General features: G+C 64.3%; 17 protein-coding genes. 12 read left to right on the top strand and 5 right to left on the bottom strand.

Going from position 1 to position 23,645, the window contains the following annotated elements:
- Positions 1-42: 42 nt before the first annotated feature.
- The 4 genes from IFT75_RS07415 to IFT75_RS07400 all read left to right on the top strand — a co-directional run bounded on the left by IFT75_RS07415 (position 43) and on the right by IFT75_RS07400 (position 3,787).
- Positions 43-888 carry an NAD-dependent epimerase/dehydratase family protein gene (locus IFT75_RS07415; RefSeq protein WP_185793781.1) on the top strand — a complete coding sequence of 282 codons (846 nt, stop codon included), beginning with the start codon at positions 43-45 and terminating at the stop codon, positions 886-888.
- 42 nt (positions 889-930) lie between these two features.
- Positions 931-1,914: a TRAP transporter substrate-binding protein gene (locus IFT75_RS07410; protein ID WP_185793782.1), complete on the top strand. Its 984-nt coding sequence runs from the start codon at positions 931-933 to the stop codon at positions 1,912-1,914.
- Positions 1,915-1,978: 64 nt separating this feature from the next.
- On the top strand, positions 1,979-2,506 hold the full coding sequence (locus IFT75_RS07405) for a TRAP transporter small permease (RefSeq protein WP_192054047.1): 528 nt from the start codon (positions 1,979-1,981) through the stop codon (positions 2,504-2,506).
- Complete coding sequence (locus tag IFT75_RS07400; protein ID WP_192054045.1) at positions 2,507-3,787, top strand: TRAP transporter large permease; 1,281 nt, start codon at positions 2,507-2,509, stop codon at positions 3,785-3,787.
- Positions 3,788-5,547: 1,760 nt separating this feature from the next.
- Here IFT75_RS07400 and IFT75_RS07395 read toward each other — a convergent pair.
- The 3 genes from IFT75_RS07395 to IFT75_RS07385 all read right to left on the bottom strand — a co-directional run bounded on the left by IFT75_RS07395 (position 5,548) and on the right by IFT75_RS07385 (position 10,834).
- Complete coding sequence (locus IFT75_RS07395; protein WP_192054043.1) at positions 5,548-8,118, bottom strand: bifunctional diguanylate cyclase/phosphodiesterase; 2,571 nt, start codon at positions 8,116-8,118, stop codon at positions 5,548-5,550.
- A gap of 347 nt (positions 8,119-8,465) precedes the next feature.
- Positions 8,466-9,821, bottom strand: a complete 1,356-nt coding sequence (gene nhaA, locus IFT75_RS07390; RefSeq protein WP_192054041.1) for a Na+/H+ antiporter NhaA — start codon at positions 9,819-9,821, stop codon at positions 8,466-8,468.
- A gap of 116 nt (positions 9,822-9,937) precedes the next feature.
- The gene (locus IFT75_RS07385; protein ID WP_192054040.1) at positions 9,938-10,834 is read right to left on the bottom strand and encodes a LysR family transcriptional regulator; all 897 of its coding nucleotides are present in this window, start codon (positions 10,832-10,834) and stop codon (positions 9,938-9,940) included.
- 119 nt (positions 10,835-10,953) lie between these two features.
- On the opposite strand from IFT75_RS07385, the gene IFT75_RS07380 reads away from it, so the two are divergent.
- From IFT75_RS07380 to dctM, 8 genes are all read left to right on the top strand, one after another.
- Entirely contained in the window at positions 10,954-11,820 is an 867-nt protein-coding gene (locus tag IFT75_RS07380) for a transposase (RefSeq protein ID WP_185793788.1), read from the top strand.
- Between the two features lie 34 nt (positions 11,821-11,854).
- Positions 11,855-13,018, top strand: coding sequence for an acyl-CoA dehydrogenase family protein (locus IFT75_RS07375; protein WP_192054038.1), 1,164 nt, complete (start codon positions 11,855-11,857; stop codon positions 13,016-13,018).
- 10 nt (positions 13,019-13,028) lie between these two features.
- A complete protein-coding gene (locus IFT75_RS07370) occupies positions 13,029-14,378 on the top strand; it encodes an MmgE/PrpD family protein (protein ID WP_192054036.1) in 1,350 nt (449 codons plus the stop codon).
- A gap of 15 nt (positions 14,379-14,393) precedes the next feature.
- Positions 14,394-15,593, top strand: coding sequence for a CaiB/BaiF CoA transferase family protein (locus tag IFT75_RS07365; protein WP_122479012.1), 1,200 nt, complete (start codon positions 14,394-14,396; stop codon positions 15,591-15,593).
- A gap of 72 nt (positions 15,594-15,665) precedes the next feature.
- Positions 15,666-16,490, top strand: a complete 825-nt coding sequence (locus tag IFT75_RS07360) for an HpcH/HpaI aldolase/citrate lyase family protein (RefSeq protein ID WP_192054034.1) — start codon at positions 15,666-15,668, stop codon at positions 16,488-16,490.
- Positions 16,491-16,664: 174 nt separating this feature from the next.
- Complete coding sequence (locus tag IFT75_RS07355; protein ID WP_122479700.1) at positions 16,665-17,663, top strand: TRAP transporter substrate-binding protein; 999 nt, start codon at positions 16,665-16,667, stop codon at positions 17,661-17,663.
- A gap of 101 nt (positions 17,664-17,764) precedes the next feature.
- Entirely contained in the window at positions 17,765-18,397 is a 633-nt protein-coding gene (locus IFT75_RS07350) for a TRAP transporter small permease (protein ID WP_192054032.1), read from the top strand.
- Positions 18,397-19,680 (top strand): C4-dicarboxylate TRAP transporter large permease protein DctM, encoded by a 1,284-nt coding sequence (gene dctM / locus IFT75_RS07345; RefSeq protein ID WP_122479017.1) that lies wholly within the window; start codon positions 18,397-18,399, stop codon positions 19,678-19,680. Before IFT75_RS07350 ends, dctM begins: the two co-directional genes overlap by 1 nt.
- Before the next feature lie 37 nt (positions 19,681-19,717).
- Here dctM and IFT75_RS07340 read toward each other — a convergent pair whose 3' ends face one another.
- The gene (locus IFT75_RS07340) at positions 19,718-20,959 is read right to left on the bottom strand and encodes a PrpF domain-containing protein (RefSeq protein WP_192054030.1); all 1,242 of its coding nucleotides are present in this window, start codon (positions 20,957-20,959) and stop codon (positions 19,718-19,720) included.
- A gap of 38 nt (positions 20,960-20,997) precedes the next feature.
- Positions 20,998-23,613, bottom strand: coding sequence for a PAS domain-containing protein (locus IFT75_RS07335; RefSeq protein ID WP_342214370.1), 2,616 nt, complete (start codon positions 23,611-23,613; stop codon positions 20,998-21,000).
- Positions 23,614-23,645 lie beyond the last annotated feature (32 nt).

Genomic DNA, 23,645 nt, shown 5'->3' with positions numbered 1-23,645 from the left:
CGACAACAGATGACAAAATAATAACGATAAAAGGACTCGCTCATGACAGGCACTCACTCCGTCCAGAATCCCTTCGATCGCCTTCTCCTAACCGGCGCCGCCGGCGGTCTGGGGAAGGTGCTGCGAGAAAGTCTGAAACCCTTCGCCCGCACCCTGCGGCTCTCCGATATCGTCCCGCTTCCCGCCTCTACCAATACAGCTACTCGTTCCGATACCCAGGAAGAATTCCAGTTGTGCGATCTCGCCGACAAGCAGGCAGTGCACGAGCTGGTGCAGGGCGTGGACGCCATCGTGCATTTTGGCGGGGTGTCGGTGGAGCACGCGTTCGAAGACATCCTGGGGCCCAATATCTGCGGGGTCTTCCACATCTACGAAGCCGCACGCCGGCATGGCGTCAAGCGCGTGGTGTTCGCCAGCTCCAACCATGTGATCGGTTTCTACAAGCAGGACCAGACCATCGACGCCCATTCGCCCCGGCGTCCGGACAGCTATTACGGCCTGTCCAAGTCCTACGGCGAAGACCTGGCAACGTTCTACTTCGATCGCTACGGCATCGAAACCGTCAGCATCCGCATCGGCTCTTCGTTTCCCGAGCCGGCCAATCGCCGAATGATGAGCACTTGGCTCAGTTTCGACGACCTGACCCGCCTCATCGAGCTGAGTCTGTTCACCCCGGACGTCGGCCACACGGTGGTGTATGGCGCCTCGGCGAACCGTGACTTGTGGTGGGACAACCGTTTTGCCGCGCACCTGGGCTTCACACCCAAGGACAGCTCGGAAGTGTTCCGCGACAAGATCGAAGCCCAGCCGATGCCTGCCGCCGACGACCCGGCGAGGGTCTATCAGGGCGGCGCCTTCGTGGCCGCCGGGCCGTTTGGCGACAACTGAATCCTTTGCGACTTTAAAACAACAACAACGCTGGAGTTATCCATGGATTTCAAACGCACGTTACTCGTAGCCGCTCTCCCGCTCGCCTTCTGCCTGTCCGGGCTGGCGCAGGCCGAGATCAAGATTAAGTTCGCCGAAGTGCACCCGGCCGGCTACCCGCCGGTGGTGGCCGAGCAGGCCATGGGCAAGAAACTCGAAGAGCAGAGCAAGGGCGAGATCAGCTTCAAGATGTTCGCAGGCGGTGTACTGGGTTCCGAGAAGGAAGTGGTCGAGCAGGTGCAGAGCAACGCGGTGCAGATGACCCGCGTCAGCCTGGGCATCGTCGGCCCGGTAGTACCGGACGTGAACGTGTTCAACCTGCCGTTCATTTTCCGCGACCAGGCCCACATGCGCAGCATCATCGATGGCGAGATCGGTCAGGAGATTCTCGACAAGATCACCAACTCCGAATTCAACCTGGTCGCGCTGGGCTGGATGGATGGCGGTACGCGCAACCTCTACACCAAGAAGCCGGTACGGCAGATCAGTGACCTCAAGGGCATGAAGATCCGCGTGCAAGGCAACCCGGTATTCATCGACACCATCAACCAGATGGGCGGCAACGGCATCGCCATGGCCACCGGCGAGATCTTCAGCGCCCTGCAGACCGGCGTGATCGACGGCGCCGAGAACAATCCGCCGACCATGCTCGAACACAACCACTACCAGAACGCCAAGTTCTACACGCTCACCGAACACCTGATCCTCCCCGAGCCGATCGTGATGTCGAAGATCACCTGGAACAAGCTCAACCCCGAGCAACAGGCGCTGGTGAAAAAGCTCTCCCGCGAAGCACAGATGGAAGAGCGCGTGCTGTGGGACAAGAAATCCAGCGAAGCCGAAGCCAAGCTCAAGGCCGGTGGCGTGGAGTTCATCACCCTCACGCCCGAGCAGAAGAAAGCCTTCTACGACGCGACCCAGCCGGTGCGCGACAAGTACGGCGCGCCGTACAAAGAGCTGATCACCCGCATCGAAGCCGTCAAGTAAGTCTGTCCGTCAACACCACGGGGGACCGGGCATGTGCCCGCTCCCCCGCCGCTGGGTGAGCCTCATGAAAAACACTGTGCTGCGTTTCAACGACCTGCTTTACCGGGTGTGCATCGGGATCGCCGGCTTGTCGGTCCTGACCATGACCCTGATCATTCCATGGGGCATCTTTACTCGCTACGCGCTGGGCAGCGGTTCCAGTTGGCCGGAGCCGGTGGCGATTCTGCTGATGGTGGTCTTCACCTTCTTCGGCGCCGCCGCCAGCTACCGCGCCGGCGCGCACATGGCCGTGGCCATGGCCGTGGACCGCATGCCGGCGCAGGTTCGCCGAGTGGCGGCATTCGCGGTTCAGCTGCTGATGGCGGTGGTCGCGCTGTTCATGATCTTCAAGGGCTTCAAGCTGTGCGCCAACACCTGGAACCAGTACCTGGGTGAAATTCCTTCCATGCGGGTAGGCATTTCCTACCTGCCCATCCCGATCGGCGGCATCGTGACTTTGGTCTTCATCCTGGAAAAACTGTTCCTGGGTGACCAAAGCCACCGTGCCGTGATGCGGTTCGACGTCGTAGAAGCCAGTGAAGGTGCTGCGTAAATGGATGCTCTCATACTGTTGGGCAGCTTCATCGCCTTGATCCTGGTGGGCATGCCGGTGGCCTATGCGCTGGGCCTGTCGGCGTTGATCGGGGCCTGGTGGATCGACATCCCGGCCGACGCCCTGATGATCCAGATCGCCGGTGGGGTGAACAAATTTTCGCTGCTGGCCATTCCGTTCTTCGTGCTGGCGGGTGCGATCATGGCCGAAGGCGGCATGTCGCGCCGGCTCGTAGCCTTCGCCGGCGTGCTGGTGGGTTTCGTGCGCGGTGGGTTGTCGCTGGTCAACATCGTCGCTTCGACCTTTTTCGGGGCCATCTCCGGCTCGTCGGTCGCCGATACCGCGTCGGTGGGTTCGGTGTTGATTCCGGAGATGGAGCGGGCCGGCTATCCGCGTGATTTCTCCACGGCCGTAACCGTCAGCGGCTCGGTCCAGGCCCTGCTGACGCCACCGAGCCACAACTCGGTGCTGTACTCGCTGGCCGCTGGCGGCTCGGTGTCGATCGCTTCGCTGTTCATGGCCGGGATCATGCCAGGGCTATTGCTCAGTGCGGTGATGATGGGCTTGTGCATGATCTTTGCGCGCAAGCGCAACTATCCCAAGGGCGAAGTCATTCCAATGCGCCAGGCGCTGAAAATCGCCGGTGAGGCATTGTGGGGAATGATGGCGCTGGTGATCATTCTCGGCGGCATTCTCTCGGGCGTGTTCACCGCGACCGAATCGGCAGCCATCGCCGTGTTGTGGTCGTTCTTCGTGACCATGTTCATCTACCGCGACTACAAGTGGCGCGACCTGCCCAAGCTGATGCACCGGGCGGCGCGGACCATTTCCATCGTGATGATTCTGATCGGTTTCGCCGCCAGCTTCGGCTACATCCTGACGCTGATGGAAATCCCGATGAAGATCACCACGGCGTTCCTGACGCTGTCGGACAACCGCTACGTGATCCTGATGTGCATCAACGTGATGCTGCTGATGCTGGGCACGATCATGGACATGGCGCCGCTGATTCTGATCCTGACACCGATCCTGTTGCCGGTGATCGTCAGCGTGGGTGTGGATCCGGTGCATTTCGGCATGATCATGCTGGTGAACCTGGGCATAGGCCTGATCACACCGCCGGTGGGTGCGGTGCTGTTCGTCGGTGCGGCGGTCGGCAAGGTGACCATCGAAGACACGGTCAAGGCGCTGCTGCCGTTCTACCTGGCGCTGTTCATGGTGCTGATGCTGGTCACCTACGTTCCGGCCATCTCCCTCTGGCTGCCGAGTGTGGTGTTGTAAATCCAAGTATTGCGGGGTGTCCAACACCCTGCAACGAACCGATGCACTGAAATCCCTTGTAGCAGCGGCGCAAGCCGCGTCGGCGGTGCGTGCTATCCGCCTGTCACATCGCGGCGTATCCGGACGCGGCTTGCGCCGCTGCTACAGGGGGACGAAGGTGTTCCTCAAGGGCCTTCGTAGGAGCGGTCCGTGGCCGCGAAGTTGTCGCCGCGGTGTGCCAGACCATCCGCGGTGCCCTTTCGCGGCCGATGACCGCTCCTACGCACGGTGCTGGCGGCAGTCACGCACATCCCCACACCACCGCAGCCCCTTGTAGCAGCGGCGCAAGCCGCGTCGGCGGTCACGCACACCCCCCCACACCCCCGCAGCCCCTGTAGCAGCGGCGCAAGCCGCGTCGGCGGTGCATGCTATCCGGCTGTCACACCGCGGCGTGCCCGGACGCGGCTTGCCCCGCTGCTACAGGGGGACGGAGGTGCTCCTCAAGGGCCTTCGTAGGAGCGGTCTGTGGCCGCGAAGCCGTCGCCGCGGTGTGCCAGACCATCCGCAGCGCCCCTTCGCGGCCGATGACCGCTCCTACGCAGGGTGCTGGCGGCAGTCACGCACATCCCCACACCACCGCAGCCCCTGTAGCAGCGGCGCAAGCCGCGTCAGCGGTGCATGCTATCCGGCTGTCACACCGCGGCGTATTCGGACGCGGCTCGCGCCGCTGCTACAGGGGATGGAGGCGTGCCTGCAGGGCCTTCGTAGGGGCGGTCTGTGGCCGCGAAGCCGTCGCCGCGGTGTGCCAGATAATCCACAGCGCCCCTTCGCGGCCAATGACCGCTCCTACGGGGAGTGCAGGCGCGTCGGCGGACACACACCCCCGCAGCCCCTGTAGCAGCGGCGCAAGCCGCGTCGGCGGTGCATGCTATCCGGCTGTCACACCGCGGCGTATCCGGACGCGGCTTGCCCCGCTGCTACAGGGGGACGGAGGTGTTCCTCAAGGGCCTTCGTAGGAGCGGTCTGTGGCCGCGAAGCCGTCGCCGCGGTGTGCCAGACCATCCGCGGTGCCCTTTCGCGGCCGATGACCGCTCCTACGCACGGTGCTGGCGGCAGTCACGCACATCCCCACACCACCGCAGCCCCTTGTAGCAGCGGCGCAAGCCGCGTCGGCGGTCACGCACACCCCCCCACACCCCCGCAGCCCCTGTAGCAGCGGCGCAAGCCGCGTCGGCGGTGCATGCTATCCGGCTGTCACACCGCGGCGTGCCCGGACGCGGCTTGCCCCGCTGCTACAGGGGGACGGAGGTGCTCCTCAAGGGCCTTCGTAGGAGCGGTCTGTGGCCGCGAAGCCGTCGCCGCGGTGTGCCAGACCATCCGCAGCGCCCCTTCGCGGCCGATGACCGCTCCTACGCAGGGTGCTGGCGGCAGTCACGCACATCCCCACACCACCGCAGCCCCTGTAGCAGCGGCGCAAGCCGCGTCAGCGGTGCATGCTATCCGGCTGTCACACCGCGGCGTATTCGGACGCGGCTCGCGCCGCTGCTACAGGGGATGGAGGCGTGCCTGCAGGGCCTTCGTAGGGGCGGTCTGTGGCCGCGAAGCCGTCGCCGCGGTGTGCCAGATAATCCACAGCGCCCCTTCGCGGCCAATGACCGCTCCTACGGGGAGTGCAGGCGCGTCGGCGGACACACACCCCCGCGCAGACCCTGTAGCAGCGGCGCAAGCCGCGTCGGCGGTGCATGCGATACCCGCGGGCTTTGGAGGGTTGGCCTGGTCGATCACCGCGGACAACTGGCGAGCAGCAGCTCTTCGAACCGCGCGCCGTCCAGGGGCCGACTCAAGTAATAACCTTGGCCCTCGTCGCAAGCCACCGAATCCAGCAGTTGCAGCTGTTCCAGCGTTTCCACGCCTTCGGCCGTCACCGTCAGCGACAGTGCCCGACCCAGGCCGATCACCGCCTCGATGATGGCCAGGTCGGGTTGGCTGTCGCCCAGCCGGCCGACGAAACTGCGGTCGATCTTGAGCCCATCGAAGGGAAACGTGCGCAGGTAGCTCAGCGATGAATAGCCGGTGCCGAAATCATCCATGGCCAGCCGGACGCCGAGGCCCTTCAGCGCTCGCATCAGGGTCAACGCATTGTCGGCATCTTCGAGCATCACGCTTTCGGTAACCTCAAGCTCCAGCCTCGCCGCCGACAGGCCCGACCTCAACAAGGCGGCCCTGACCCGCTCCACCAATTGTCCGCCCTGGAACTCCTTGGAAGACACGTTGACCGACACGAACAGCTCTTCAGCCCATTGACTGGCCTGCCGGCAGGCCGCGTTCATCACCCAGTCGCCAAGTGCGGTGATCAAGCCCGTGTCTTCGGCGATCGGAATGAATGCATCAGGCGCCAGCAGGCCACGCTGTGGATGCTGCCAGCGCACCAGCGCCTCGGCCCCGACCATCTGGCCGTCGGCAATGCGGAAGCGCGGCTGGTATTGCAGGCGCAACTCGCCATGCTTGATCGCATAGCGCAGGTCGCTTTCCAGGCGCCGACGCTCGATGATCCGCTCATTCATGTCGCCATCATAGAAACGCCAGGTGCCGCGCCCGCTTGCCTTCGCCTCGTACAAGGCGATGTCCGAATAGCGCAGCAGTTCAGGGGCGTGCGCCGCATCGCCCGGCGACACGGCAATGCCGATACTGGCGCTGACATGGATGTCCTGGTCGTCGACCTCGATGACCTGCTCGATCAGCTCGATCAGCCGTCGACACAGCGCCTCGATCTCCGCATGCCCGACCGCGCCCGCCACGACCATGACGAACTCGTCGCCACCGACCCGGGCGACGATGTCCTGGCTGCGCACGCATTGCCTGATGCGCTCGCCGATCTGGTACAGCACGCGGTCGCCGGTAGCATGGCCGAGCAGGTCGTTGACCGGCTTGAAGCGATCCAGATCGATGGTCAGCATGACCAGTGGCTGGCGGGCGGCAAGCGCGTTTTCCAGACGGCTTTCCAGGTAGTCGCGCAACTGGCTGCGGTTGGGCAGGCCGGTCAGCACGTCATGGCGCGACAGGTACTCGACCCGTCGCCGCGCGTCGATCTCCTCGGTGACATCGGTGGCGGTACCCCGAAAGCCTTGATCGCCGATGGTCCGCGCAGCGATCCGCGCCGTACGCCGTTGCCGATGCACGTCCATATAGCTGCATTCAGTGGTCAGGTTGCCCTGCCCTGGATTGCCGCGCAGCCACGCCAGAAGCGTGCCCTGGGGCAATTCGACCAGGTCGTCGATCGAGATGCCCAGCCATTGCGCCTTGCCCACGCCAGTGACCGTCTCGAAGCGGTCGGACAGGTAGGTGACATGACCATCGCCATCGGTTTCCCAGATCCAGTCGGAGCTGGCTTCGGCTACGTCGCGAAAGCGCGACTCGCTGAGCGCCAGCGCCACCTGGCTGTCGCGCAGCAATTGGTGGCTGCTGTCCAGGGCGCGCGCAGCGCGAGTATTGCGCCGCAGCATGACCCAGGTCATGCCGAGGATGATCAGCGTCGCCAGGATGATCATGGGCAATACCACGATGATCATCTGCCGCCCCGGCCTTGCTGCGTCCCACTGCAGGTCCAGGCCGGTGCCGTGCTCGGCTTCGAGCCGTGCATGGGCGGCCGTGACATCGTCCGCACGAGCCATACGCAGCCCGCGCAGGCCCATGCTCTCGCCGAGCGCCTGAAGCCGCTGCGGATCGAGACGATTGACCACCAGCATGACCGACGGCGGCCGGTCGTCGGTCTGCACCGTCGGGTCGGTGCTGGGCGTGATCGCTGCCGCCACGACCAGGGCCGGTGTACCGGCCAGGCTGGTCAGTGCGGTGAAGACCTTTTCGTCGTCGGCCAGGGCGCGTGCGGCGGCGACCCACTCATCGACGGGGCGGCCCAGCCAATCCGCAGCCGCTATGGTTTCATACTTGCCGTCGATTACCGCATACACCGAGCGGTTGCCCGGCCCTATGACGAACGCGGCCTGGTAGCCGAAATCGTCGTACAACGCCGGACCGAAGTTTTCCCGCACATAGGCCCATTCCATGTCCACCTTGAGATGCAGGTGCCGATAGGCCTCCCCCCAGAACGAGTAGTCCTTGATGGTCAGTTGCAGGAGCCGGCGTTCGGACTCGATGCTTTTCTGCACCATCGACTGACCCTGGACGCGCTCGGTGCGATCCAGACCGTGGGCGAAATACAGGGACAGAGCGACCGCCAGTGCAAAGACCACGGCGAGGCTGGCGCAAAAGGTGACCAACGAGGTCTGCGCCAGGGCGGTGCTGCTCGCAGGCCTGGCGGAGGATGCCGGAGAGGTGAAACTGGACTTGAGCATGAGTGGCCTGAAAGAGAATGCGCGGAACCGATACAAGGCTATCGGCCAGCCGCGCGCTTCCATGAACACCTAGGCTCTTGCCAAAGCAGACTCATATGGCCAGCAGTAGATTCATGTGGGATGCAGCAGATTCATGTGGGAGCGGGCTCTGCCCGCGAAGAGGTCCACGCTGGCCTCTTCGCGGGCAGAGCCCGCTCCCACAAAAGCCAGAACAGGCTCAGCCCTCCCACAAAAGCCAACACAAGCTCAGCCCTCCCACAAAAGCCAACACAAGCTCAGTCCTCCCACAAAAGCCAGAACAAGCTCAGTGCTCCCACAAAAGCCAGCACAAGCTCAGGCTATCGGTGTCACGCAGGCCGCGCCTTGCCGAAGCTGAGCTTGCCCCAGGCCAACCCCAGCACCGCCGCCACCGTGGAGGCCGCCAGCACACTGAGCTTGGCCGAAGCCAGCAGGGTCGGGTCGGAGAACGCCAGCGACGCGATGAAGATCGACATGGTGAAGCCGATCCCGGCGAGCAGACCGACCAAGCCTACCCCACTCCAGGTCACACCCTCGGGCAGCCTGCAGATGTTCAGCCTTACCAGCAGAAAGCTGAACAGCAGCACGCCCAGCGGTTTGCCCAGCACCAGGGCCAGCATCACACCGCCAAACACATGCTGCGACACCGCGTCACTGAGGTTGGCGCCGGCGAAACTGACCCCGGCATTGGCCAGGGCAAACAGCGGCATGACGCCGAACGCCACCCACAGGTGCAGCCCGACCTGTATCCGCTGCACCGGCGGCAGCACTTCACGCTGCGCATCACGCAATTGCCTGAGCGGCTCGGCCACCGCCTCGCGGTTGTCCGTGCCGGGGGTGAAGCGTTCCATCAGCTCGTTGAAGTTGCGGCGGATGATATCCACCGGGCGCTCGCTCATCGGCTTGGAATAGACCGGCGTCATCAAGCCCAGAATCACCCCGGCCAGGGTGGGATGCACGCCCGTCTTGAGCAGGCCGAACCAGACGATCGCGCCCGGCAACACATAGGCATACGCCTTGCTGATGCCCATGCGCTGGAACAGCAGCACCAGCAGCAGCCCGGCCACGGCCACCAGCAGACCCAGGTAGTCGAGGCTGGCGGTATAGAACACCGCGATGATCAGGATGGCGACGATATCGTCGATGATCGCCAGGGCCAGCAGCAGGATCCGCACGCTGGCGGGAATGGATTTACCCAGCAGCGCCAGCACGCCCACGGCGAAAGCGATGTCGGTAGCGGTCGGCACTGCCCAGCCGGCGCTGGCCGGTGTGCCGTGGTTGAGAGCAAGGTAGAGCAAGGCGGGCATCAGCACGCCACCCAGTGCCGCACCCAGCGGCAGGGCTGCCAGCTGCAGGTTGGCCAGCGCGCCATCCTTGATTTCCTGGCGTATCTCGGCACCCACCACCAGAAAGAAAATGGTCATCAGGCCATCGTTGACCAGAAAATGCAGGGACTGCGAAACGCTGAAATCGCCGAGGCCCAAGGTGACCTGGGTATGCCAGAAGTGCTCGTAGGAATCCCCTATCGAGCTGTTGGCCCAGACCAGTGCGGTGATCGCGGCGAGCAGCAACACGATGCCGCTGACGGCCTCGATGTGGGAGAAGCGTTCGAGCGCCGCCAGGGCGCGTTCGGTGAGCTGTTGAGGGCGGGGAATGGCAGGTGTCGCCGGTCTTTTTGCAGGCACGGTAGCTCTCCGCTGGCGGCCCGACCAACGCTGAACTTTAACCTGCCCCCTGCCGTATGCAGCGGTGCACCCGCGGCGATGATAGAAAGCCTGGGGCCAAGTTGCAACGCATCATCTCAATCCGGCACCAGTGTCGGCATCAAAGTGGCGATCAGCGCGCGAACCGTACCGGGCAACGCCTCGAGCTCGCGTACCAGAATGCTGCGCTCACGTATCGCCCAGGGCTCGTCCAGTTCGATGGTCACCAGGCGCATGGTACGGCTGTGCCGCAGTGCCGCCGACTCTGGAATGATACCGATGCCGACCCCGGCCTCGACCATCCGGCAGATCGCTTCGAAGCTCGACACCTGAATGCGCAGCGACAGCCCCTGGCCGATTCGCTCGACGTGCTCGCGCAGAAAGCTGAGCAAGGTGCTGCCTTCGTGCAGGGCAATGTGCTGAAACGCCAGGGTCTGTTTCAGGCTGACGCGCTTGCACTGTGCCAGCTCGTGCCCTACGGGCACGGTGAGCACCAGGCGGTCGGTGCTGAAATGCATCACCTGCAGCCCCGCCGCTTCGACCGGGCCGGCGATGATGCCCATGTCGGTGCTGCCGTCGAGCACGCCGCGAACGATGTCGCGCGACAGCCGCTCCTGCAGATCTACGCTTACCCCGGGGCGCCGGGCGAGAAAACCGGCCAGCACTTCGGGCAGGAACTCGGTCACCGCCGTGGTGTTGGCGAAGATACGGATGTGCCCGGCCGAGTCGGCGCCCAGGTGGGTGAAGTCTGCCTTGAGGTAGTCGACCTGACGCATGATCAGCCGGGCATGCACGAGCAGCTTCTGCCCTGCCGGCGTCAGCTCCACGCCGCGGCTGTCACGGTACAGCAGGCGCGTATCGAGTTGCTGCTCCAGCGCCTTGATCCGGGCACTGGCCGCAGCCGGCGAGAGGAACGCCCGGCGCGCGCCCTGGGTCAGGCTGGGTGATTCGCCGATATGGATGAAAAGGCGCAGGTCGGCCAGGTCGAAGTGCATGGTGGGGATCCTACCTTCAAGCGTTCGGCAAATATGAACGCCGCCTTACGCAAATGCAAATTCACAGAATGCCGCGGCCCTCGCATCATCGCAGCACAACAAAAATGCAGAGGCCACCCATGAGCGCATCAGATTCAGCCATCGACTACAGCGCCTGGATGGGCCGCACCGAGCAGGCGCAGGATGTGCTCAGCCAGAACATTGCCGAGCGCATCGCCGCGACTTTCGGCGAACCTGCGCCAAAAGACGGCGAGCCGCTGCCGCCCCTGTGGCAGTGGTGCTTTTTCCAGGCGCCGGTCACCGAAGACCAGTTGGGCACCGATGGCCACCCGTTGCGCGGCGGCTTTCTGCCCGCCGCCGACAATCGCAACCGCATGTGGGCCGGTGGCCGTCTGGAGTTCATCGCGCCACTGACGGTGGGCAGCGCTGCCGAGCGCCTGTCCACTATCCTGCGTATCGAGGAAAAGCACGGCCACACCGGCGCGCTGCTGTTCGTCACGGTGCGCCACGACTACACCCAGGGCGGCCGCCTGTGCCTGCGCGAAGAGCAGGACATCGTCTACCGGGAGCCGAACCCTCCCAAGCTGTCCAGTGACCCTGCACCGGTCGCTGCGCAGTGGAGTGAAACGGTAAAGCCGACCCCGACCCTGCTGTTCCGCTACTCGGCCGTCACTTTCAACGGCCATCGCATCCACTACGACCACCCCTACGTGACTGACGTCGAGGGCTACGCTGGCCTGGTGGTGCACGGGCCGCTGATCGCCACCTTGCTGCTGCGCAGCTTCATCCGCGCCAACCCTCGAAAGCCTGTGCGCCACTTCGCCTACCGCGGCGTACGCCCTTTGACCGTGCCCACTGCGTTCCAGCTCAGCGGCTGCCTGCTCGAACAGGGCAAGGCGCGGCTGTGGGCCGGCAACGAGGCGGGCGTCGCGCAAAGCGCCGATGTCACCTTCGACTCCAGCTCCCCGCCCCAGTCCGGCCACTGACCGCGAACCCATCATCGACTCCGAGAACCCTGCCATGTCCGTCTACGATGAAGAAGACCTCAATGCCATCCGCGAGGGCGTTCGTGCCCTGTGCGCAGAATTCGACGCTGCCTACTGGCGCAAGATCGATGAGGAGAAGGGTTTTCCCGAAACCTTCGTCAAGGCCCTCACCGATGCCGGCTGGCTCTCGGCGATGATTCCCAGCGAATACGGCGGCTCGGGCCTGGGCCTGGCCGAGGCCTCGGTGATCCTCGAAGAGGTCAACGCCTGCGGTGGTAACTCGGGCACGGTGCATGGGCAGATGTACAACATGTTCACCTTGCTGCGCCACGGCAGCGAGGCGCAGAAGCGCCACTACCTGCCCAAGCTGGCCAGTGGCGAATTGCGCCTGCAATCGATGGCGGTAACCGAGCCGACCACCGGCACCGACACCACCAAGATCAAGACCACCGCCGTGCGCCAGGGCGACAAGTACGTCATCAATGGGCAGAAGGTGTGGATCTCCCGAGTGCAGCATTCGGACCTGATGATTCTGCTGGCGCGTACTACACCGCTGGCCCAGGTGACAAAGAAATCCGAAGGCATGTCGATCTTCCTGGTCGATCTGCGTGAAGCGATCGGCAAGGGGCTGACCGTGCAGCCGATCGCCAACATGGTCAACCACGAGACCAACGAGCTGTTCTTCGACAACCTCGAACTGCCCGCCGACAGCCTCATCGGCGAAGAGGGCAAGGGTTTTCGCTATATCCTCGACGGCCTCAATGCCGAGCGGACGCTGATCGCCGCCGAATGCATCGGCGATGGTCGCTGGTTCATCGAAAAGACCAGTGCCTACGCCCGCGATCGAGTGGTCTTCGGCCGGCCGATCGGACAGAACCAGGGCGTGCAGTTCCCGATTGCCGAAGCGCACATCGAGATCGAAGCAGCCGACCTGATGCGCTGGCGCGCCTGTGCCGAATATGACAGCGGGCAGAACGCCGGCGCCAGCGCCAACATGGCCAAGTACCTGGCGGCCAAGGCTTCGTGGGAGGCCGCCAATGCCTGCCTGCAGACCCACGGCGGCTTCGGTTTCGCCTGCGAATACGACGTCGAGCGCAAGTTTCGCGAAACCCGCCTGTACCAGGTTGCGCCGATCTCCACCAATTTGATCCTGTCCTACGTGGCCGAGCATCTGCTCGAATTGCCACGCAGTTTCTGAGGAGCTGTCGATGAACGCCACGCACCGTTTGGCCACCTTCCTCGCAGACCTGCACTACGAGCACATTCCCGAGCCCGTCCTCGCCCGTTGCGAAGACCTGTTCCTGGACTGGATGGGCTCGGCGCTGGCCAGCCAGGGGGCCCATCCCATTCCCCTGTTCGAGCGCTATGCGCGGCGCATGGGGCCCGGCGACGGCCCCGCCAGGATGCTGGGCAGCGGCCAAGGCACTTCGGCCTACTTCGCCGCGCTGGTGAACGGTGCCGCGTCGCACCTGGTCGAGCAGGACGACCTGCACAACAGCTCGGTACTGCACCCCGCCACGGTGGTGTTTTCCGCCGTCCTGGCTGCGGCTCAGGATCGCGGCAAGTCGGGGCGCGAGCTGCTGCTGGCGGCCGTGGCCGGTTACGAGGCCGGCATCCGCATCGGCGAGTTCATGGGCCGCTCCCACTATCGGATCTTCCACACCACAGCCACGGTCGGCACCCTGGCTGCCGCCGTGGCCGTGGGCAAGCTGCTGGAGTTCGACCGCGAACAGTTCGTCAACCTGTTGGGCACTGCCGGCACCCAGGCCGCCGGGCTCTGGGAATTCCTGCGCGATGCGGCCGATTCCAAGCAGTTGCACGCCGCCAAGGCTGCTGCCGATGGCTTGCTGGCGGCGTACATGACCGAAGACGGTTTGAGCGGTGCGCGCAACATCCTCGAAGGCGAGCAAGGCCTGGCGGCCGGTATGTCCAGCGACGCCGACGCCACCCGCCTGGACGATCGGCTCGGCAGCCGCTGGGCGCTGGCGGAAACCTCGTTCAAGTTCCACGCATCGTGCCGCCACACCCACCCTGCTGCCGACGCCTTGCTGCACTTGATGCAACGCGAGGGCCTGCAGCACGAACAGATCGCCAAGGTCGTCACGCGCGTCCATCAGGGTGCCATCGATGTGCTCGGGCGGGTGGTCAAGCCCAGCACGGTGCACCAGGCCAAGTTTTCCATGGGCGCGGTATTGGGTCTGATTGCCGTACACGGCAGTGCGCAATTGATCGAGTTCCGCGATCTGGCGCTGACCGACCCTGCTGTCGACGGCTTCCGAGAGAAGGTCAGCATGGAGCTGGACCGCGAGGTCGACGCCGCCTACCCCGCGCGCTGGCTGGGACGAGTCGTCGTTACCACCACCGATGGCCGCACCTTGAGCGCCGCGATCGACGAGCCCAAGGGCGACCCTGGCAATACCCTGTCGCGCGCAGAACTGGAAGACAAGTTCCTGCGTCTGCTGGCCTTTTCCGGTGCACGTACGGCGAGCCAGGCGCGCGTGCTGATCGACAAGATCTGGCACCTGCGCGACGCATCGACCCTGAACGATTTGTTCTGACCCACAGGTGACCCCATGACCGAGCTCAACCCGCGTCCGCTGGACGGTATCACCGTCGTCAGCCTGGAACACGCCATCGCCGCGCCGTTCTGCACCCGCCAACTTGCCGACCTCGGTGCGCGCGTGGTGAAAATCGAACGCCCCGGCAGCGGTGACTTCGCCCGTGGCTACGACCAGCGTGTCGACGGCCTGGCGTCGCATTTCGTCTGGACCAACCGCTCCAAGGAAAGCCTGACCCTGGACCTCAAGCAGCAAGCCGCCGACGCGGTCCTGCACGGCCTGCTGGCCAAGGCCGACGTGCTGGTGCAGAACCTGGCACCCGGCGCTGCAGCGCGGATGGGCCTGTCGTTCGAGGCGTTGCACGCGCGTTATCCGCGACTGATCGTCTGCGACATTTCCGGCTACGGCGAAGGCGGCCCCTATGAGAAGAAAAAAGCCTACGACCTGTTGATCCAGAGCGAGGGCGGCTTTCTCTCGGTGACCGGCGGCCCCGGCGAAGACGAGCGGGCCAAGGCCGGCTGCTCGATCGCCGACATCGCCGCCGGCATGTACGCCTACACCGGGGTGCTCTCGGCGTTGATGCTGCGCGACAAGACTGGGGTGGGCAGCCGGATCGACGTGTCGATGCTCGAAAGCCTGGTGGAGTGGATGGGCTATCCGCTGTATTACGCCTACAAGGGTGCGCCACCGCCCGCCCGCGCCGGTGCGGCGCATTCCACGATCTATCCGTACGGACCGTTCCCGACCGGGCACGGCGGGACCATCATGCTCGGCCTGCAGAACGAGCGTGAATGGGCGCTGTTCTGCGACAAGGTGCTGCTGGATGCGTCGCTGGCCGACGACGCGCGCTTTTCCAGCAACTTCGAACGCTCGCGCAACCGCGATGAACTGCGGCAGATCATCGTCGACAGCTTTGCGCAGCTGTCGGTCGAACAGGTGCTGGCCCGTCTGGAAACCGCACAGATCGCCAATGCCCAGGTCAACGACATGGCCGGCGTCTGGCGGCATCCGCAACTCGCCGCACGCGAGCGCTGGCGTGAGGTGGACAGCCCCTCCGGCAAGCTTCCCGCTTTGTTGCCACCGGCCAGCAACACCGCGTTCGTCCCGCGCATGGACGCGGTGCCCGCGCTGGGACAGCACACGGCGGGAATTCTCGAGGAACTGGGCTACTCCGCCGATCAACGGGCGCAGATGAGCGCCAGCGGCGTGATCTGACGCACCAACCGGCACCTTCGGTATCGCCGCCGCCTGCTGCGGCGTGCCACGACCAACACGGGAATCCGCGCCATGCCGACCTCTCCCCTTCGCTCGGCGCTGTTCGTGCCGGGCAGCCGCCCCGAACGGTTCGCCAAGGCCCTCGCCGCTGGCGCCGACGCGGTGATCGTCGATTTCGAAGACGCCGTGGAAGAAGCACTCAAACCCCACGCGCGTCAGCATCTTGCAGATTTCCTCCGGCACACCGACACGGCGCAGGTCATGGTTCGAGTGAATGCCCCAGGGCATGCCCAGCACGCCAGCGACCTGGCCTTCTGCGCGAACTATCCTGGCGTGGTGGGGGTGGTGCTGCCCAAGACCGAGACCTGCGCGCAACTCGCCACGGCCTGCCAGAGCGGCAAGCCTTTGTGGCCCATCATCGAGAGCGCCAAAGGCTTGCTGGCGCTGCAGGCGATCGCCCATGGCCCCGGGGTGCAGCGCCTGTGCTTTGGCAGTCTGGACCTGGCCCTGGATCTGGGCCTGAGCCACGGTACGCCCGCGGCGGAGGCTTTTCTGGATCAGGGCCGCATGAGCGTGCAACTGCACTCGCGGGCCGCCGCCCTGCTGCCGCCCCTGGACGGTGTGTTCGCCGCCCTGGACGACACGCCGGGGTTGCAACGTGCCATCGAACATGCGCGCAACCTCGGCTACGGCGGTGCACTGTGCATTCACCCCAGACAGGTGGCGATCATTCATGCCGCACTGGCGCCCAGCGCGGCAGAGCTCCAATGGGCTCATGCGGTGCTGGCGGCCAGTACGGCTGCGGGAGGTGCGGGGGTTTTCCAGTTCGAGGGCCAGATGATCGATGCACCGGTACTGCTGCGTGCCAGGCGCCTGGTGCAATCGTCGGGCGGCTAGCCTGCGCATTGGCGTTCGCCAGAGCCGAACGCCGGGTTATGCAAATACAGATTTTCGCCACAGGCGCGATTGAGCGACCCTGAAGCTGAAAACACTTCTACGCTGCATCGGGCCGGTTGGCTCGAAACAGCCGCCGAAAATGGATTGTCCTACAACAATAACAAGGTGATCTCGATGTTCAAGCTGACCCAGGCGCTGCTCTGCGCCGCCGCCGTTTCGATGGCAACCCTGGCCCAGGCCGCCGATCCCGTCGTCATCAAGTTCGCCCATGTGGTGGCGGAGAACACCCCCAAGGGCCAAGGCGCGCTGCTGTTCCAGAAACTGGTGGCCGCCGACCCCAAGCTCAAGGACAAGGTGAAAGTGGAGGTCTATCCCAACTCCTCGTTGTTCGGCGACGGCAAGGAGATGGAAGCACTGTTGCTGGGCGACGTGCAGATGCTCGCCCCCTCGCTGGCCAAGTTCGAGCACTACACCAAGCAGGTGCAGATCTTCGATCTGCCGTTTCTGTTCGATGACCTGGCTGCGGTCGACCGCTTCCAGCAGGGGCCGCAGGGCAAGGCGCTGTTGACCTCGATGGACGACAAGGGCATTCATGGCCTGGCCTATTGGCACAACGGCCTGAAGCAACTGTCGGCGAACAAGAAGGTGATCCTGCCCAAGGACGCCCGCGGTCTGAAATTCCGTGTGCAAGCCTCCAGCGTACTCGAGGAGCAGTTCAAGGCGATCCGCGCCAACCCGCGCAAGATGAGTTTCGCCGAGGTCTACCAGGGCCTGCAGACCGGCACCGTGAATGGCACCGAGAACACCTGGTCGAACTACGAAAGCCAGAAGGTCCATGAGGTCCAGCCGTTCTTCACCGAGACCAACCATGGCCTGATCGACTACATGGTGATCACCAACTCCAAGTTCTGGAACGGCCTGCCCGACGACGTCCGCGGCGAACTGCAAACGCTCATGGACCAGGTCACCGTCGAGGTGAACAAGCAGGCCGAGGCCCTGAACCAGACCGCCCGGCAAAAAATCATTGATGCCAAGACCAGTGAGATCGACCCACTGACCGCCGAGCAACGCGAACAGTGGCGCGAAGCCATGCGCCCGGTCTGGGACAAATTCTCCGAGCAGATCGGACCCGACCTGATCAAGGCAGCCGAAGCCTCCAACAAGGCCTCGTAAGCGCCTGTCCCGTACCCATCACCGCTGGCCAGGGCCAGCGGTGATGGACGCGCGGCTGCCCGGTGGGCGGCGGTCGCTCTCACGACGTTCGGAGAATTCCTATGCAATCGCTCAGGCAAGTCTGGGAGCGTTTCGAGGAAGGCATGATCGCCTTCCTGCTGGCTGCCATGACACTGGTGACGTTCACTTACGTCGCGCTCAACAACCTCTACTCGATGTTCTACGTCCTCAGCGACAAATGGGCGTGGAGCAGCGATCTGTTCGCCGGTATCGGTGATCACCTGATGGGTTACGCCCAGGAAATGACCTGGAGCATCGCGCTGACCAAAGCACTGTTCGGCTGGCTGATCTTCTTCGGCATCGCCTATGGCGTGCGTACTGCCGGCCACTTGGGAGTCGACGTGCTGGTCAAGAAAACCAGCAAGCCGGCCCAGCGTGTCCTGGCGATGATCGCCTGCGGCTGCTGCCTGCTGTATGCCGGCCTGTTCCTGGTCGCCAGCATCAAGTGGGTGTCGGCGGTTCTGGTGGCCGGCATCGGTGCCGAGGATCTGGATCGCTACGGCATCGAAGTCGGCCACATCGCGCTGATCGTGCCGATCGGCTTCGCCCTGATCATCGCCCGCTACCTGGAAATCATGTACCGCATCTACAGCCATCGGCAGACCGGGCTGGGCCTCGCCGACGAGGCTGCCGAAGCCAGCAAGCTGGCCCACCCTGGCGAGGAGCAACGCTGATGACCGTTATCTGCCTGTTCCTGCTGCTGTTCGTGTTCATGTTCCTGGGCGTGCCCATCGCCATTTCGCTGGGCCTGTCCGGCGCGGTTTCGATCCTGCTGTTCAGCCAGGACTCGCTGAGCTCGCTGGCGATCAAACTGTTCGAGACCTCGGACAGCTACACCTTTCTGGCGATCCCGTTCTTTCTGCTGTCCGGCGCCTTCATGACCACCGGCGGCGTGGCACAACGGCTGATCGATTTCGCCAACGCCTGCGTGGGCCATATCCGTGGCGGCCTGGCGATCGCTGCGGTGCTGGCCTGCATGCTGTTCGCCGCGCTGTCCGGATCGTCGCCGGCCACCGTTGCAGCGGTCGGTTCGATTGCCGTAGCCGGCATGGTGCGCTCTGGCTATCCACGCGAGTTCGGCGCCGGCATCATCTGCAACGCCGGCACCCTGGGCATTCTCATCCCGCCTTCGATCGTGATGGTGGTGTATTCGGCGGCCACCGAGACCTCGGTGGGCAAGCTGTTCATGGCCGGGGTGATTCCGGGCATCCTGCTCGGCGTGATCTTGATGGTGGTGATCTACATCGTTGCGCGAATCAAGAAACTGCCGGCGCAGCCCAGGGCCACCTTCCGCGAATGGCTGAGCACTGCCCGCCGTGCCTTCTGGGGCCTGCTGTTGCTGGTGATCATCCTCGGCGGCATCTACAGCGGCATGTTCACTCCCACCGAAGCGGCCGCCGTGGCGGCGGTCTACTCGGCGTTCATCGCGCTGTTCGTATACAAGGACATGCGCCTCGCCGAATGCCCGAAGGTGCTCCTCGAATCGGGCCGGCTGACGATCATGTTGTTGTTCATCATCGCCAACGCCATGCTCTTCGCCCACGTGCTGACCACCGAACAGATACCGCAGCAGATCACCAACTGGGTGCTGTCCGAAGGCCTGACGCCACTGGGTTTCCTGATCATGGTCAACATCGTGTTGCTGGTGGCCGGCAGCTTCATGGAGCCTTCGGCGATCATCCTGATCCTGGCGCCGATCTTCTTCCCGATCGCCATGGAGCTGGGCATCGACCCGATTCACCTGGGCATCGTCATGGTGGTCAACATGGAGATCGGCCTGGTCCATCCGCCGGTAGGGCTGAACCTGTTCGTCACCTCGGCCGTCACCGGACTGACCCTGGGCCAGACCATTCGCGCCGCCCTGCCGTGGCTGTCGATCCTGCTGATGTTCCTGCTGCTGGTGACCTACGTGCCCTTCATCTCCCTGGCCCTGCCGAACTGGCTGGGCATGCCGTAGCTACCCGCTGCTGCCGGGCCCTGCAGGGCTCGGTGGCTCAGGATCGAACGCCGAGCAGTGCCTGTCGCAGTTCACTCGAAGCCCCGGACAGCGGCACGTGGCCGCGCATGAGGACCTGCGTGCTGCGGCGGTAGGCCGCGCTGTGGATCTGCAGATGCCCAGCGTCCAAGGAGGCCACAACCGTGGTGTCCAGGCGACCGGCCGGGTTTTCGATGCTGACCTGGATGTCCATCAGGGACACACCCGGTGTGGCAATACCCAAGGCCACGCGGTGGGCAGTAGTGCCCGGCAGCAGGCAGGCGGCAGCCAGGCAGCAACCGCCGGATACGGCCATGGAGGCGTGGCCGGTCTGAGGCGTGAAGTAGCGCACCGCGATGTTGCCGCCATCGCGTGGGGCGGCGACGATGCAGATTTTCGGAATGGTTTCGCTGCGGCCCAGTTCGGCGGCGGTCATCAACACGCCATCCTTGCGGCGCAGGCCCATTTTCAATCCGGCCTGGGTCCACAGGGTACGCAGCTTGGCCATGAAGGCTTGATCGGCCGCCAGTGTCGCCACAGGTTCATGGCCGGTCTTGCCCAGGCTGCTCGCCTCCACGATGACCATCGGCACCGCTACGTCCACGCAGGACACCTCGATGCCCTCGATGCGGTCGATTACCGCTCCGGTCGGCAGCAGGGCGCCGGTCTTGTTGCCCACCGGTGCATGGAGAAACAGATCGACCGCCGGATACTCGCCCATCACGCCGGGAATCGCCGTTTCGGTGAAACGTCCTTGCGCATCACGCTGCATGCGCGCCGTGGTGATCACGCCGGTGTTGGTATTGCGAATGTCGACTTCGCAGAGGCCACTGGCCGATGCTTCGACCAGCTCCATGTCCAGCGCCCACAGCAGCAGCGCACTGGACATGTTGCCGCAGTTGACGCTCCAGTCGATCTGCGCGTGATCGCTGGCCAGCTGCGCCAGGGTGCTGATCAAACGGACACCGTCGCCGACGCGCTCGGTGTTCATCACGAAGACCTTGTTGCTGGTCGCCGGGCCACGGCCCAGGCCGGTGATCTGCCGATTGCCGGCATAGCTGCCCGCGGCCGGCACACCCATCAATTGGCGCAGCAGCTGCTCGCGCAGCACGCTGTCGGCAGGCAGCAACGGCTCCCACAGGACAACGCCAGTCGACGTACCGCCACGCATGTAGTGCGCGGGGATTTCCACTGAGCCAAGGCGGCATCGCGACTGCCAGCCGGGTTGCAGATCTGCCGTGGTGGCAACGAATCGGTTCATCGACAACTCCTGCGAAGGCCTGCGCTACGACGCGCGGCTCAAAGGCTCATCAGCTCCCGGACCCTGGCAGCCAGGGAATCCATGGCAAACGGTTTGGTCAGCACCTGCATGTCCGGACCCAGATAGCCGTTGCCGATCGCTGCGTTTTCCGCGTAGCCAGTGATGAACAGCACCTTGAGGTCGGAGCGCACCTCACGCCCGGCATCGGCCATCTGCCGGCCGTTCATGCCGCCTGGCAAACCGACGTCGGTGATCAGCAGATCGATGCGCACATCCGACTGCAGGACCTTGAGCCCGGCGAGGCTGTCCGCCGCCTCGATCAGGGTATAGCCCAGATCGCCGAGCACATCGATCAGCAGCATGCGCACCGTCGGTTCGTCGTCGACGACCAGGATGGTTTCTCCGGCATGGGCCGCGGCAGCCAGCGACTCGCGGGTTTCCGGCAGTTCGTCATCGACCTCGCCATAATAGCGTGGCAGGTAGATGCGCATGGTGGTGCCCTGACCCAGCTCGGAATAGATCCGCACCTGGCCACCCGACTGCTTGGCGAAGCCATAGATCATCGACAGGCCCAGGCCTGTGCCCTGGCCGATGGGCTTGGTGGTGAAAAACGGATCGAACGCCTTGGCGATGATATCCGGCGACATACCGGTGCCGGTGTCGGTGACGCTGACCGACAGGTATTGCCCTTCGGGAATGTCATGGGTACGGGCCGCCTCCCGGTCCATCCAGCGGTTGGCCGTCTCGATGGTGATCTGACCGCCATCGGGCATGGCATCGCGGGCGTTGATGCACAGGTTCAGCAACGCGTTTTCCAACTGGCTGACATCGACCAGGGTCGGCCACAGGTTGATGGCGCCGACCGTCTCCACGCGAATACTGGGGCCTACCGTGCGCTGGATCAGCTCGGTCATGCCTTCCATCAGCACGTTGACGTCGGTAGGTCGCGGGTCGAGCGTCTGTCGCCGCGAGAAGGCCAGCAAACGGTGGGTCAGCGCCGCCGCGCGCTTGGTGGCGCCTTGGGCAGTGCTGATGTACTTGTCGGTTTCCATCCAACGGCCTTGGGCAATGCGCGTGCTCATCAGCTCCAGCGCGCCGGAAATGCCCGCCAGCAGGTTGTTGAAATCATGGGCCAGACCACCGGTGAGCTGGCCGACCGCTTCCATTTTCTGCGACTGGCGCAGTTTTTCTTCGGCCTGGATCAGCTTGACCGTGCGCTCGGTCACTCGTTGTTCCAGCGTATCGTTGAGCGCGCGCAACGCAGACAGGGCCCGATCGCGCTCGGCCTCGACCGAGCGGCGCGCCTCGACGTCGATCAGCACGCCTGGAAAACGCAGTGGCTGGCCTTGCGCATCGTTCTCGACGCGACCGTTGGCTTCGATCCAGTAGTAGTGGCCGTCGGCCCGGCGCACCCGATACTGATGGGAATAACTGCCACCGCGCTGGATCACTTCATCGATGGCGGCAGCCAAGCCCTCCTGGTCATCGGGATGCACAGTGGCCACGATCGTCTCGAGGCTCAGGCCTTCGCGGCCCAATTTCGGGTCCAGCCCGAACGCCGCCGCAAACCCCTCATCGACCACAAAACGATCGGTTGGCAGATGCCAGTGCCACGTCCCGATGATTGCCCCGGCCGCCAGTGCCAGCTGGACGCGCTCGATGTTTTCCCGGGCCACGGCCTCGCTGGCGCGCAACCGCTCCTCGGCATTACGCCGCTCGGTAACGTCGCTGAAGATGATGGCTATGATGCGCTCGTCGCTGGAACCGAACTTCACCGCCCGCACATCGAACCAGCGCTTGAACGCTTCGGCGTAGTTCTCGAACGTCGCGGGCTCGCCGGTCTTGGCCACATGGCCATAGGTGTCGAACCAGAACTGTTCCAGGTCCGGGGCGAACTCGGTCACCCAACGCCCACGCAGGTTGACGCCGGCCTGGCGCTCGAACGCCGGGTTGGCTTCCAGGAACCGGTAATCGACAGGCAGATCCTGCTCGTCGAACTTGACCTCGACGATGGCAAAGGCCGATTCGATGTTTTCAAGAATCTTGCGGAAGCGCTCTTCGCTTTCGCGCAGCGCGCTTTCGGCAGCGCGTGTGCGGGTCAGGTCGAGCATCGCACCGATCATGCGCACCGCCCGGCCTTCGGCATTGCGGATCACGTGGCCGCGGTCGAGCACTTCGGCATAGCTGCCATCGTGCCGCTGGAAACGGTATTCACCGGACCAAGCCGACAGCGTGCCGTCTATCACCGCATGGATGGAAGTTTCGACGCGGGTGCGGTCTTCTGGGTGGATGTGCTCGATCCACCATTCGCCAGTGCCTTCCACTGAAGCCAGGGGATGCCCATAGGCCTGTTCCAGCGCCTCGTTCCACACCACATGGTTGCGGCTCAGGTCCCAATCCCAGATCGCGTCGTTGGTGGCCTTGACGGCCAGGCGGTAACGCTCCTGGGTTTCCTTGAAGCTTTCGAGGGCCGCTCGTTCACGGGCATCACTCGTGGCCTGCGATAGACCTTCAGCGTCATCGCCTGCGAGCTCTGGATGTGGAACCGACGCTTGCAGCTGCTCCAGGGCGGCACGGGTCCGAGCGTCGCCCGGATCGAAGCCTGCTTCTTGCAAAACCCGGCGCAGACGCTCGACCTGGGAAGCAGTTGCCACGTTTGTCGTGTGATTCAGAACGCCTCCAACTA

It is taken from the genome of Pseudomonas sp. CFBP 8758 (genome assembly GCF_014841725.1).
GTDB classification, from domain to species: domain Bacteria; phylum Pseudomonadota; class Gammaproteobacteria; order Pseudomonadales; family Pseudomonadaceae; genus Aquipseudomonas; species Aquipseudomonas baltica.
Note: the sequence above shows the minus strand (reverse complement) of the source record. Positions and strands in the feature narration are given on the sequence as shown.